Genomic DNA, 12,527 nt, shown 5'->3' on the forward strand with positions numbered 1-12,527 from the left:
TGGAATCAGCGTAGTAGAGCCCACTCAACCACTGCGTCTTGCTCGATAATCCAAAGACAATTGAGAGGCTAGGACTTTTGTCCCAGCCTCTTGTGTTTGCTATTGATCATCTTGTAATTGTACTTTTCTTTTCTAAATCACGACACATACCCATAAATAATACTCTAAAGGCTAGGAATTATGTCAATATTTTGGACTTATTTTGTCACATGCTTCTTTTTTTCTATGACCTCTCTTTCTTTTCTCGAAAATGAAAAAGTTTTTGTCAAGCAAATTTTTTTAAAATAATCTTGTTCATGACCTTACGTAACGATGTATAATAGGTATGAGGAGGAGGGTAATGATGGCTAAATATAGAGCAATTCCGGAAGGATTTATGACAGTTGGGCAACTTGCTAAGAAAATGGGGGTTACCGTCCGTACTTTACAATACTATGATAAAGAAGGGGTGCTTTCCCCATCGGCAGAAAGTGAGGGAGGTCGCAGGCTTTATAGCGATAAAGACTTAGTGCTACTCCATCAGATATTGTCTTTAAAATCATTAGGTTTTTCTCTCAAGGATATAAAAGGGCGTTTGATCTCTTTGAAAACACCTGATGATGTTGCTAAAGCTCTTACGGAGCAGGCAGATGTTCTTCGTAAAAATATAGAACAACTTAAGGATTCTTTGGTCGCAATAGAGCAGCTAAAGGTAGAAGTTTTACAAATACAGACGGTCAATTTTAAGAAGTATGCAGACATCATCGTCAATCTACAGATGAAGAATGACTCCTACTCTCTTATCAAGCGCTTTGATGATGATACGCTCGACCAGATACGCAGTCGATTTGACAAGAAAAGCGGACTAGACTTTATGGACAGATTGAACCGCCTAAGTGATCAAATCGTAGAGCTTCAAAAAGAAAACGTACCAGCCGAAAGCGAACAAAGCCAACAGGTTGTGAAAGAATACTGGGGCTTGATTATGGAGTTTACAAATGGTGATATGAGCATGCTTCCTAAGTTGATGGAAGTTGGTACTATTAACACAGCCTCAAACGCTTGGGAAGAAAAGCAAAAAATCGTCAATGATTATATAGGACCCGCTTTACAAGTCTATTTTTCAAGGCTTGGAACAAATCCCTTTGAGGAGGTGGAACCATGAAAGACGCGATAAAGATTTCTGGATTAAAGAAAAGTTATGGTAGCAAATTGGTTCTTGGAGGCCTCGGTTTTCAAATCAAACAAGGAGAAATATTTGCTCTGCTCGGAGTAAACGGAGCTGGTAAAACAACAACGCTTGAATGTATCGAAGGTCTGAGAAAATATGATGAAGGCAAGATAGTTGTAAACGGGAAAACCGGAATTCAACTACAGTCCTCCTCTCTACCCGCTCACATCAAACCGATAGAAGCCATAAAGCTCTTTGCAAAATGGAATCATACATACATTGATAATGCTATGCTAAAGGCCCTTGGCATAAAAGAAATGAAGGAGTCGCAATACATAGAATTATCCACCGGTCAAAAAAGAAGATTACATCTTGCTCTTGCACTTATCAGTAATCCGGATATTATTTTTCTCGATGAACCGACAGCGGGACTTGATGTTGAAGGAAGACTATCCCTCCATGAAGAAATCCGAAAGCTCAAATCACAGGGCAAGACAATTGTTTTGGCAAGCCACGATATGGCCGAAGTTGAAACCCTATGTGACCGCATTGCTATTTTGAATAGTGGAAAGATTGTCTTTTGTGGTACTCCTTCAGAACTGACAGACAGGTTGGGAAGAAAATATTTCATCCATTTAAAGACCCGGGACGGAGAGGAATCTTTTGAAACAGATACGATCGAGGATAGCTTAATTTCATTATTGGAAGAATGCAAACAGAAAAATATCCAGATATTGGATATCAAGGTTGATCGTGGCACACTGGAGCAGCATTTCATTGAAATGGCAAGGAGGGGTTTGGAATGAATGGTTTTTTATATAGCCTAACATTACAGTGGAAATTGGACATACGAAGTAAGTCTCTCTTGGTTACTTACTATATTGTACCGATTATTTTCTTTCTTCTCATGGGTGGTATTTTTACTTCCGTTATGCCTGAAATGGGTAGCACACTTATACAGTCAATGATTGTCATGAGTGTTTCAATGGGAGCCTTTCTCGGTTTACCGCCTTCCTTGATTGAAACATACGGAAGCGACATAAAAAAGATTTATAAAGCAAATGGTGTGCCTATTCATTTAGGATTGGTGACCATAGTTCTCTCTGCCTTTGTTCATTTGATAATGACTTGCATAGTGATCCTACTACTTGCTCCAATTTTATTTAAAGCAAGTCTACCAAGTCAATTTCCCTTATTCTTTCTCGCGCTTGCCATCTACATTTTTGTATCGTTGAGTATCGGAAGTATACTGGGCCTTACTGTAAAAAATCAAGCAAAGCTGACCATGATAGCGCAACTTGTATTTTTACCCTCAATTATGCTCTCAGGAATCATGTTTCCCATCACCTTACTGCCTGATTTTCTTCAAGCAATCGGGCGTCTTTTCCCCGCTTCTTGGGGATACCGCTTGATGCTAGATCATGGTTTTGGTCTTGAAAATCTTTGGTATCTGATTCTTGTATCTTGCATTGCAATAATATCATCTATCCTCCTGTTGAATAAACAAAAATCTAACTAGATGCCTGAATAATTCCATGCCAGCTTTTACTTTAAAGCAAAAGCGAGATAGATCGTAAAATCAAATGAAGAGAACACCAACAAAAAATCATCTGTTGGTGTTCTCTTCATTTTTAGATTTCTGAAAAAACCTCTTGTCCATGTATCAGTAGGTACCCTTTAACTCTATTTTTCATGAACATTGTTTTATAAACAGTAGATTACAGTCTTAATATATATGGAGATATACAACTGTTCTATATCAACGTATATTCATACAACTTTTCATCTACTTTCTGAAATCCCAAAGCCAAAAACATTCTTTGACTTTGGGTATTAAAAGGATAAATTTGAGCAGTTACCTTAACCATCTCTTTTTCTTTGGCCAGCTGTATCATTTTAGAAATACATCGTCTTCCGATCTGTAAATTTTGATACTCTTTGCTGATCACTATAGAAAGTTCTGAGTTATCTTGAAGTGTCACATCTCCAACTAACACACCCTCATATTGGATATAATAGCAAGATCCGTGTGAAGTTAGGTAATCATACATTTTATGAAGTTTTGTTAGATCGTAAATCTGATCAGTATTATCAACTTGTTTGCAAACCTCACTATCTTGATACCAAAGAAGGGAAATGTCATCATTCCTATAATAAGGAATAAGAGTGATCTGTTCGTCTACTATTCTATTCATCATGACTTGTTCTTATTTCTATCTAGAGGTTTCTTCCGATACTTCAATATTCCCCATCACCCAATTGGACATCTTTTTGCCTTTGTCTTTATAAGGGTTAGGAGGAAACAAGGTGAAAGGGGGGATGCTGGCATCTGGGAAGAATAGTTCTACGCTTATCGTTCGCTCGCGATTATGATTGACGTATGCTGTAAAATAGATATGGTAATGTCCACTCACATCACCACCATTATCATACTCTCCTCTAGCAGTATTTGGCAATAAGGTAACAGATTCTATGTCCTGCTTTTCCCGGGCTAAGTTTGCGATGATCTCACGCTTAATAGCAGTCTCATGATTTCTGACGAAATTCCCATCATCACTATATCCAGGATGCTCACTAAGAGAATAGAAAACAATGACCATCAGAAAGGGGAGAGAAATTAAAAAAATGATTAGCTTATTTGATTTTAACATGGAGGTTCCGCATCCTACTTATAAAAAATCTTGACCCAATCCTGCTTTGCACTAAGGATACGAGCAACATACACCCTATGCTTCTCAATATAATAAAATGTAAGATAGTTCTCTATTGGCATATAACGATAGGGTTTTCCATCATTCGTCATCTCACCATAGCCCCGGCTTGATACCAGAGGACAGGCTTCTGGAAAGAGTTCTAGGGTCTCAAGAGCGCTCAATAGCAAATCGACTTTGCCATCTGCAGCTTGCTGGCTATAAAAATTCACAAGAATATAGTCGTGAATGTCACGCAAGTCCTGCTTAGCACGATCTGAAAGAAAGACCTGATAACGTTTCAACTTAGTCAAGACCAAATTCCTTTCTCACATCGGCTACAGAAGTAACTTTTCCTTGAGCGATTTCCTGATGCCCCACTAAAATCTCCTTCTTCAAATCTTCAAAGGCTACCTGATACTGTTTGTCCTGCAAATCACTCGAAACAAATTCTTCTGGATCCACAGTCCCATTAGCAATTTTTCGAAGTACTGCATTTAGGACATCTGACACAGAAATTTTTTTATCCGCAAGCACCTCTTTTGTTTTTTGGTAAAACATCGCATCTGCTCGAAAATTCACTGCTTTCGTGTTTGCCATTTCTACCTCTCCTTTGTACATACAATTTGTATATACATACTACCATAAGATAGAGAGGGGAATCAAGTAAAAAATGGATTCTTCTTTCACTAAATCTAATTAAGAGATACCGATAGCTAATCTATATTCTTTCTCTCGTGTCATCTGATACCTCCTAGAATCAACAATTTAAGTAGATTCCACATCTTAATTTGACAACTCCAAGTAATTGTAGTCAATTATATTAGATATATTTTATTAATTTCTTTATAGTAAATTACTATTTCTCTAGCCAAGAGAACGCTTGGTTTAGCATTTCTTTTGCTTGTCCAACTATACACGGTCCATGAGAAATAATAATATTCTTAGGTTCCCATTTCTTTACTATACGATAACTCTTCAATGCCTGTTTTTTACTAAATAAAAAAGTCATTCTTAAATCTCTTGGTGTTTTACCATTTGGATAGTGATTATCGCCTATTTTAAACAGTAGCTTTTCAAAAATCGATACATTCTCAGTTTCTATGTTTTCAATAAGATCCGTTAAAATCAGAGTTGAACTTTCATTATGGAAAAAAACAACCTCTTTTACATAAAAACTTCCCTCAAATGTTGTAAAAAGAATTTCTTCGTTCCAATTGGCCTTGCTTAATTCCTGACCATAATCCAAACTCATTCCCGATTTTCTGGCACGCTTTTGAACACCACTAGCTAGCCAAACTTTTGCTTCAGGAAATAGTTGATGCCATTCATCTATATAACTATAATGTAAGACATTGGGTGCAATAAGGTGTTTTACCTCACCTAATCGCTTGATTTCAAAAAGTAAATTGTCATTAGGCTTAGTCGGTGAATGCACCCAAAGACCACCGTTCTGTAGACGGATAACTGTCATTCTAGTTGAAAAAGGCACTTTGAAGAATTTAAAATCCATCAGTACTTCTTCCCCATCCACAATCCATAGATTATCTGCTATCTTTTTTAAGGAATTGAGGGGACTATATTTTCTGACTTTCATGAAACTCTGCTTTCTAAATTAATAAAGTATAATCAATCGTTATTCTCCAAAAATGGCACCACCAAATCAATCCACTCTTGAGGTAGATAAGCTGATAAATAGCCGTGGTTATAGCCCTTAGCTTCATACAGGATCGTATTGGGATGGAGCTGCTGAAATAATTTCGCCGATGCTTTCACACAGTTCAATTCTTTTTCACCATAGATATACAGAACCTGCGCCTTACTAGCAGAAATCGTATCCTTGAGCTTGTAACGCCCCATATAGGTTTTGTAAATAGTCACCAATGTTTTGATAGGCGTCCTTGGAAGATCCTCCAAATAATAAGCTTTTATCTCCTCTGGATAAGCCAGTTTAGGATAGAGTTTGTCCATCATGCTTAACTGGAGTTTGCAAGAGAATTTACTGAACATCAGTTTACCAAATAGGGATACTAGAAAGATGCTGATTTTAGCTAACCTTGGTTGAGGAATACAGAGGCTTCCGTCTATGATGGCCTTCTCAGCAATTTCACTGTCTAAAGACAAAAGCTCCATGGCAATTTGACCACCAAGTGAAACACCACCGATTGCTAACAATTTCCCACCACAGTTTGCTTTGATATAGTCTAGAATCTCCAAAGCAGAATCTTCAGTAGAAACATAATCAAGTTGATATTCCTCGCCGTGGCCATTCAAAGTGGGTAGAATAACACGGTATTCTTCTGACAAGATTCGTGCTTGACGAAGATAATTCCACCAAGAACTGCCACCACCGTGTATGAGCAGGATAGGAGGTAAATTCTTATCCCCAAATTCATGGAATTTCATGTTTAAACTCCTTACCGTAAGACTTTAACTCGTAGTGATAAAAATCATCTGTTTTAAAGATAGTTAGATATATTTGAAATTGAGCAAATAATCCTGACATTTCTTCAAATTGATATTTAAACTCTTTTATTATTCAGTCTTCTTCTTGTACAAGTACCAACTAGGAATGATTTGCTTCATATCATCGTACCATTCCAAAATTTCCTTAGCTTGATGTTGCATGACTGCTATTTCTTCAGTTCCATAAGGGACAGCCCAAGGTAGAGATCCCACTATGTTATTTATAATATAGATAGCGAGAAGCTTCCAAAATAAATCTGGAACCTTACCATCAAAATATCCATCTATCATACCAGATGCAAAAGAGGGAGAGACTTGAGCAGACCATACAATCCGATTGAATTCCTCCCAAGGATCTCCAAGATCAAATCGATCAAAGTCAATGACATAAATTTTACGATCTTCACCAATCATGAAATTCCCTATATGATAATCTCCATGTTGGAAAACCTGAGGTCTATCTTTCAACAATTCTCGATTTGCATTTAAAAAATCAATAAAGATCTGACCATTTTCATATTGGACGGGACATTCTTTGTATTTGGAGATTTTATCATCAATTTTTCGATTAAAAAAACTTTCCCAATCTTCACGAACTTCTGTAACAGGAAGTGAATGAATTTTTCGAAGGATACTTCCTGCTTCTACTCCATAAGTATATTGTTGTTCTTTCGAAAAAGTTAAAATGGTTTCTCTTGCATCTTTTCCGTCAATCCATTCGTGTAAAGAATTTACTTTGTCATCGCAGAGTTCTATGCTAACCGGTTTACACATCGGAACTCCAAGAGAAGCTACTTTCTCCATCATATCAAATTCAAATTTTTTAGAATCTAACTTCTCCTTATCAGAAACACGCAAGAAATATTTTTGCTGATTTTGATCTGTCACACAATATTTTTTATCATTCGACCAGCCTTTATTTATGGCTATCATACTACTAAAATCCACCAATAACTCCTCGATTAACTTTACAACATTACTATATTCTTAACTAATGAAAAGTAATTCGTAGTCCGTCCATTCTTTCACACTTCCTAAAGATACATAAATTTTGACCACGTTCTGAAATTATAATTTTTTCTTAAAATGAATAATTCTATTTGCCTCCTGGAATCCAATATTGAGATGAAATCTTATAGAATCAGTATTCGTTAAAGTACAATCACTTGCAAATTCCTTACATCCTTTATTTTTCGCCCATTCCTCACATTTTGTACAGAGATTTTTAGCAATATCCTTTAAACGATAATCCTCGTCGACAATAATCCCTTCTAAGAATCCAACAGGACTATATTTACAACCTTCAACATAATCAAATCTGAGTGAACATAGTGCTAACCCTACAATTGTGTCACCTTTAACTTCTGTAAAGATTGCAGTATTTTTGCCATTCGTATATTTTTTTACTTCATCAATAGCTTCTTTATCTGTCAATTGGGGCCATAATTGTTTCATTAGTTCAGCCGTTTTTATAGAATCTTTTGTTATTCCTTCCATATTGATGTTCCTCCGCAAATTACAAGCAAATGTTTCGAATCATGCTGTTACTTTGTTACTCATTGATTGATACCAATACCATACCCTTCTACTTTTCGCTGTCTCAGATCGGAAGAGTAGAGTCACACACTCAGCGGTTCGGACTTACCGTATCATTTCGTCGGTTTCCCCCTCATTCTACGAGTCCTATACCCCAGGGCACCTTCTCGACCTTCGGTCTCACCTTGTCCCATGGGCAGAACATCTACTTCTATTTCGCTGAAGCCTCAGATCGTACAAGAAGTGATACTGCCTCAACATGTGGTAATATTCTGCTTTTATACTAATAAACAAAAGACAATGAAAATCATTTTAAAATGATACTGTGGAACGGAAAGATTTTCACCAGTTCCAAAAGAAACGACATTCATCACTCCACTTTAAATTATAATAGATAATTCTCTAACATAGATCATCTAATTAGCAAATCGTTACATTCAATAATGGATATCCTGATCTAAATTTTAAAATGTTGTTTCCTTACTAATTCTATTACTCGCCAATATTGTATAAATTAAATAAGCAATAAAAATGATAATAAAAATAACATAGCAGCCAGTCTTACAACTTACTACTTTTTATATGATAATTTACAAATGTCTTTCCAGCCACTCGATCTTTTTAAAATCCTTATTGTTATTGTGATCATTTCGATAGGAGTCTTTAGAAGAAGCTTTGTAAATACTTAGATACTGCTCCAGACTTGGAAGACGAAAAGTGATGCCTTCAATGTGAATAAGCTCTATATCCGATTCCGAAACTCCTGCAAAATCAAGTAAGGAATCGATACTTCCAAATTCAACACTCTCTCTATCCTTTTGGAATTCATGCTCATGAATATCTATTAAGACGTAGCCTAAGTCTTTCATCACTTTCATTATCTTGTCCCAGTCATAAATTCTGAGATGGTCAGGTGCTTCCCAACCTCTAGGGTCACCAGGTACATGAATGTCAATGTCAGACGGCCCCCAATTTTCTTTCGTTCTAAACTCCAATCCCAAAGAACCCATCAGTGTCGGTGTAATTCCGACTCGATTTAAATGGAAACAAATGGTTTTAAATTCTTCAAATAAGAGACTCATGTTTACTCTAAACCTTTCATATAGATTTTCGTTATTTCTACTATATAACCTTGAACAAAATCACCTTCATTTTCTAGAGTATAGCCAGTTATTTTGGATACAAATTCTTTTCCTTACTAATTCTATTACTCGCCAATATTGTATAAATTAAATAAGCAATAAAAATGATAATAAAAGTAAGATTAATCTTCAACACAAAATAGAGATTTAACAAATTTGCGAACGCATGAAATAAAATACAATACCCCACAGATTGTGTTTGACGGTAAAGAAGCCCTAAAACAAAACTTAAAAATAACGTATATATAAAAAATAAAATAAAAGGAAATCCTTGATGACTTTCTCCAACAATAAACCATAAAGGCAGATGCCATATCCCCCAAATTAATCCTACAATCAAATTAGATTTCCAATAAGTATATTTTTTATCAAGTAAGGGTTGTAGTATGCCTCTCCATCCTAATTCTTCGTGACCACCACCAAAAAAGATTAATTGAATATAGAATAGTGGCATCAGGTAAATTGATACTCCGTTTAATTCTAAGGAAGATAAAGAAAATAGTATCAAAATTGCTAACAAATGAATAATGAAATAAATACTACTATTTTCTTTCTTACTAAATACAAAATGTTGAAATTTTATATTATTCCTTTTCAAATAAAAGACACTTGCAATAGCTGGTCCAAGTGCACCTACTATATGTAATGATCTCCCTATAATCGTTTCTAATCCCAAAATATGAGATTGCGTAATTATGGCGAGAAGCCCCCATGTTATATAAGTAATTCCAAATGTAATATAAAGATAATTTTTTAAATTCCTTTTATCAATTTCTGTCATTTCATCTCCATATCTTGATTATTTTAAATGTAATATTTTCTGCTTCTTAGTTGCTCTCGATTATAACTACCTATATTCTATCACAAAAATGCAAAAAAAGCCTTACAATCAAGGCTTTTCAGTATCCCTTTCGTTCCAAGGTTTCTAGGCTTTTACCAGCAAAGCTACACACTCGACGTGTGATGCTAGCAAACATCTATACTACAGAACGAAAGTGATAGATTGTTTTATAAAATTATACTATAAAACGAAAGAGAATTACACACTCAACTCAAACAACTTATAAAACTCACCTCTCCTATCCATCAAGTCACAAAAAGAACCATCTTCAACAATGACGCCTGCTTTCATAAAGAGAATCCTATCATATCTTTTCAAAATGTTCTCATTCAACTTGTGGGTGACTACAAGTGCAGTTAAATCTTGAATATCCAAGATTGACTTTTCAATTTCAGTAGTTACTTGATTATCCAAAGACGAGGTTGCCTCGTCCAATAATAAGATTGGTGTTTTTCGAATCAAGGCACGCGCAATACTAAGTCTTTGTTTTTGTCCGCCAGATAGATTTGAGCCATTCTCTCCACATAAAGTCTGTAGACCAGATTCATTTTCTAAAACATAACTTTCTAAACCTGACTGCTGTACAGCTTGCTTTATTTCCTCATCAGTAAAGGATTGATTAAGAGTAATATTGGCTCTTAAAGTATCATCAAAGATATAAACATCTTGTTGAACAATAGTCATTAAGTTATAAAGGCTCTCTGCTGAAATAGCTTGCAAATCTATATTATCAATGGAGATGTGCCCACTTGTTATATCGTAAAAACGCAGTAATAGATTGAGCAAAGTTGATTTCCCACTCCCTGACATTCCTACAATTGCAATTTTTTCCCCTTTTTGAATCTTTAAAGATAAATGATTAAAAATTTTTTCTTCAGCATTAGGGTAAGAAAAGTCTATATTTGAAAAAGAAATAACATCATCGAAATATTCTTTCGTTTCACCAGTCTGAAGTCCAGTTACATCTTTTACCTCAAATGCATTAAGTGTTGCTTGCCCTTCACGAAATTTACTCATTCCCATACCAATTTCATTTAGTGGCATTACTACAAAATTGACTAGTTGAACAATAGCTGTCACACTTCCAATTGTGGTATAGCCATTAAATACGAGATACATCCCTCCACCAAAAGCTACCAAAAAAACAATCATCCCTGAAAGCTGGGAAATAACATTTGCTAAAACATCAAATTTTCCTTTTATAAAATATATCTCATCCAATTTTTCACTTTCATGACTATAATCCTCAAAGATAGCATCTTTCACATTAAAACTTTTAATAACCAGAAATCCTGCTAAAATATCTTTAACCTTAGCTAAATACTTCTGATCGGCAATCATAGCTCTTTTTTGAAGTGAAGCTGATTTTTGTCCAATAAATCCTGATATCATCATTGGAATAATGCTAGCAATGGTTACTAATAAGGTCAAAAACCAATTACCTATAAACATAGCTAGGAGTGAAAAAATCATTAAGGAAAGGTTTTTTGAAATATTAAAATACTGGTGTAGATAATCTTGCTCGATTTTCTTCATATTTTCGGTTAATACAGAAATAAATTTCCCTGATTTTTCTTTAGAAAAGTCTCTATAATCCCTATCTAAAATAGATTGGAACACCTTGTTTTTGTATCTTGACATGATTTGCATAACAAGTTTATTTTTCAATCGAAGAGATATAAAGTTGAGTCCTGCATAGATGAAAATAACAGTAGCTCCTACTAGTACCGCTTGAGTTAAGGCTTCTTTATTTTGGGACATACCACTATCAATAATACCCTTAATAGAATAAGCAAAAGCAATATTAGTTAAAGGGACCAGTGTATTAAATATCATGAAAGCATAAAAAGCCTTCTGATGGTTCTTTATCAATCGTTTCATCCTTAATTTACCTCATAATTCTTAATTTCATTTAGAAAATGTGACATAAAATATTCTTCTAAGTCAATATTCTCTCTACTAATCTCTTTCATAGAGACCTGTTCTACCATTTCTCCATTTTTGATAAAACCAATCTTATCTGCTATCTGTGAAATTTCCGATAATATATGACTCGATATTAGAATTGTAATTCCATGCTCCTTAGAAAGCGACAACAAAAGATTTCGAATTTCTTGAATTCCTATTGGATCTAAACCATTGATTGGCTCATCTAAAATTAACAATTTAGGTTTTGTTAGAAAAGCACGAGCTAAACCAAGCCTCTGCCTCATTCCTAACGAAAAATCTTTTACTTTTTTAGTCGTATTTTTTAAGCCGACCATTCTTAAGACTCTTATTATATCTGATTCAGTAATAGTTTTCCCCATATACTGTGCGTGAATTTCCAAAATTTCTTTTGCAGTGAAGTTTTCGTAAAAACTTGGTGTTTCAATAATACTTCCAACCTGACTTAGTATTTCCTCTCTGTGTTCTTGTAGATTTTTTCCAAAAATTTCAATACTACCTGATGTAATAGTTGATAAGGATAACATACATTTCATTAAAGTTGTTTTTCCAGCACCATTCGGTCCTAAAAAACCATAGATTTCACCTTCAGCAATTTGAAGGTTGATACCACTTAAAATTTCTTCTTTATCAATTGTTTTAAAAACTTCTTTTATTTCAACAATATTTCTCATTTCTATCTCTCTTTCTATAACCACCTTTAAATGCAAGAATTTTTCTTCAGGAGCATAAATACAAACTTATACAGTCTCTTT

Annotated in this window: 15 protein-coding genes; 3 read left to right on the forward strand and 12 right to left on the reverse strand. The window is 34.9% G+C overall.

The window, feature by feature from the left end; genetic code table 11:
* Nucleotides 1-340: 340 nt before the first annotated feature.
* The 3 genes from NFR56_RS02975 to NFR56_RS02985 are packed head-to-tail and all read left to right on the forward strand — an operon-like array spanning nt 341 to nt 2,669.
* Nucleotides 341-1,144, forward strand: coding sequence for a MerR family transcriptional regulator (locus NFR56_RS02975; RefSeq protein WP_251457595.1), 804 nt, complete (start codon nt 341-343; stop codon nt 1,142-1,144).
* Entirely contained in the window at nt 1,141-1,956 is an 816-nt protein-coding gene (locus NFR56_RS02980) for an ABC transporter ATP-binding protein (RefSeq protein ID WP_251457597.1), read from the forward strand. The genes NFR56_RS02975 and NFR56_RS02980 overlap by 4 nt, the downstream gene beginning before the upstream one ends.
* Nucleotides 1,953-2,669, forward strand: a complete 717-nt coding sequence (locus tag NFR56_RS02985; protein ID WP_023917887.1) for an ABC transporter permease — start codon at nt 1,953-1,955, stop codon at nt 2,667-2,669. Before NFR56_RS02980 ends, NFR56_RS02985 begins: the two co-directional genes overlap by 4 nt.
* A 235-nt stretch (nt 2,670-2,904) precedes the next feature.
* Here the strand turns inward: NFR56_RS02985 and NFR56_RS02990 are convergent, their stop codons facing one another.
* The 12 genes from NFR56_RS02990 to NFR56_RS03050 form a co-directional block, all read right to left on the reverse strand.
* Nucleotides 2,905-3,348, reverse strand: a complete 444-nt coding sequence (locus NFR56_RS02990; RefSeq protein ID WP_070660368.1) for a GNAT family N-acetyltransferase — start codon at nt 3,346-3,348, stop codon at nt 2,905-2,907.
* Between the two features lie 15 nt (nt 3,349-3,363).
* Nucleotides 3,364-3,801: a hypothetical protein gene (locus NFR56_RS02995; RefSeq protein ID WP_251457600.1), complete on the reverse strand. Its 438-nt coding sequence runs from the start codon at nt 3,799-3,801 to the stop codon at nt 3,364-3,366.
* 14 nt (nt 3,802-3,815) lie between these two features.
* Nucleotides 3,816-4,154 carry a type II toxin-antitoxin system RelE/ParE family toxin gene (locus tag NFR56_RS03000; protein WP_024054821.1) on the reverse strand — a complete coding sequence of 113 codons (339 nt, stop codon included), beginning with the start codon at nt 4,152-4,154 and terminating at the stop codon, nt 3,816-3,818.
* Entirely contained in the window at nt 4,147-4,440 is a 294-nt protein-coding gene (gene relB / locus NFR56_RS03005) for a type II toxin-antitoxin system RelB/ParD family antitoxin (protein ID WP_023917881.1), read from the reverse strand. Before relB ends, NFR56_RS03000 begins: the two co-directional genes overlap by 8 nt.
* Nucleotides 4,441-4,699: 259 nt before the next feature.
* The gene (locus NFR56_RS03010) at nt 4,700-5,437 is read right to left on the reverse strand and encodes a DUF4336 domain-containing protein (protein WP_023917879.1); all 738 of its coding nucleotides are present in this window, start codon (nt 5,435-5,437) and stop codon (nt 4,700-4,702) included.
* 32 nt (nt 5,438-5,469) lie between these two features.
* Nucleotides 5,470-6,246: an alpha/beta fold hydrolase gene (locus NFR56_RS03015; protein ID WP_251457603.1), complete on the reverse strand. Its 777-nt coding sequence runs from the start codon at nt 6,244-6,246 to the stop codon at nt 5,470-5,472.
* Between the two features lie 129 nt (nt 6,247-6,375).
* Nucleotides 6,376-7,254, reverse strand: coding sequence for an aminoglycoside phosphotransferase family protein (locus tag NFR56_RS03020; RefSeq protein ID WP_251457606.1), 879 nt, complete (start codon nt 7,252-7,254; stop codon nt 6,376-6,378).
* Between the two features lie 120 nt (nt 7,255-7,374).
* On the reverse strand, nt 7,375-7,803 hold the full coding sequence (aac(6'), locus tag NFR56_RS03025) for an aminoglycoside 6'-N-acetyltransferase (protein WP_251457609.1): 429 nt from the start codon (nt 7,801-7,803) through the stop codon (nt 7,375-7,377).
* A gap of 629 nt (nt 7,804-8,432) precedes the next feature.
* The gene (locus tag NFR56_RS03035) at nt 8,433-8,924 is read right to left on the reverse strand and encodes a phosphoribosylanthranilate isomerase (protein WP_084881270.1); all 492 of its coding nucleotides are present in this window, start codon (nt 8,922-8,924) and stop codon (nt 8,433-8,435) included.
* An 88-nt stretch (nt 8,925-9,012) separates the two neighbouring features.
* Entirely contained in the window at nt 9,013-9,765 is a 753-nt protein-coding gene (locus NFR56_RS03040) for a CPBP family intramembrane glutamic endopeptidase (RefSeq protein ID WP_150905908.1), read from the reverse strand.
* A 258-nt stretch (nt 9,766-10,023) separates the two neighbouring features.
* Nucleotides 10,024-11,706 (reverse strand): ABC transporter ATP-binding protein, encoded by a 1,683-nt coding sequence (locus NFR56_RS03045; protein WP_251457612.1) that lies wholly within the window; start codon nt 11,704-11,706, stop codon nt 10,024-10,026.
* A gap of 2 nt (nt 11,707-11,708) precedes the next feature.
* Entirely contained in the window at nt 11,709-12,446 is a 738-nt protein-coding gene (locus NFR56_RS03050; RefSeq protein WP_251457615.1) for an ABC transporter ATP-binding protein, read from the reverse strand.
* Nucleotides 12,447-12,527: the final 81 nt, after the last annotated feature.

It is taken from the genome of Streptococcus caecimuris (genome assembly GCF_943193075.1).
Lineage (GTDB): Bacteria > Bacillota > Bacilli > Lactobacillales > Streptococcaceae > Streptococcus > Streptococcus caecimuris.

What these genes read in the sequence shown, in the direction of transcription:
- NFR56_RS03050 (WP_251457615.1), bottom strand. Translation starts at nt 12,446, where the DNA reads ATGAGAAATATTGTTGAAATAAAAGAAGTTTTTAAAACAATTGATAAA.
- NFR56_RS02995 (WP_251457600.1), bottom strand. Translation starts at nt 3,801, where the DNA reads ATGTTAAAATCAAATAAGCTAATCATTTTTTTAATTTCTCTCCCCTTT.
- NFR56_RS03010 (WP_023917879.1), bottom strand. Translation starts at nt 5,437, where the DNA reads ATGAAAGTCAGAAAATATAGTCCCCTCAATTCCTTAAAAAAGATAGCA.
- NFR56_RS02985 (WP_023917887.1), top strand. Translation starts at nt 1,953, where the DNA reads ATGAATGGTTTTTTATATAGCCTAACATTACAGTGGAAATTGGACATA.
- relB (WP_023917881.1), bottom strand. Translation starts at nt 4,440, where the DNA reads ATGGCAAACACGAAAGCAGTGAATTTTCGAGCAGATGCGATGTTTTAC.
- NFR56_RS03040 (WP_150905908.1), bottom strand. Translation starts at nt 9,765, where the DNA reads ATGACAGAAATTGATAAAAGGAATTTAAAAAATTATCTTTATATTACA.
- NFR56_RS02980 (WP_251457597.1), top strand. Translation starts at nt 1,141, where the DNA reads ATGAAAGACGCGATAAAGATTTCTGGATTAAAGAAAAGTTATGGTAGC.
- NFR56_RS02975 (WP_251457595.1), top strand. Translation starts at nt 341, where the DNA reads ATGATGGCTAAATATAGAGCAATTCCGGAAGGATTTATGACAGTTGGG.
- NFR56_RS03045 (WP_251457612.1), bottom strand. Translation starts at nt 11,706, where the DNA reads ATGAAACGATTGATAAAGAACCATCAGAAGGCTTTTTATGCTTTCATG.
- NFR56_RS03015 (WP_251457603.1), bottom strand. Translation starts at nt 6,246, where the DNA reads ATGAAATTCCATGAATTTGGGGATAAGAATTTACCTCCTATCCTGCTC.
- NFR56_RS02990 (WP_070660368.1), bottom strand. Translation starts at nt 3,348, where the DNA reads ATGATGAATAGAATAGTAGACGAACAGATCACTCTTATTCCTTATTAT.
- NFR56_RS03035 (WP_084881270.1), bottom strand. Translation starts at nt 8,924, where the DNA reads ATGAGTCTCTTATTTGAAGAATTTAAAACCATTTGTTTCCATTTAAAT.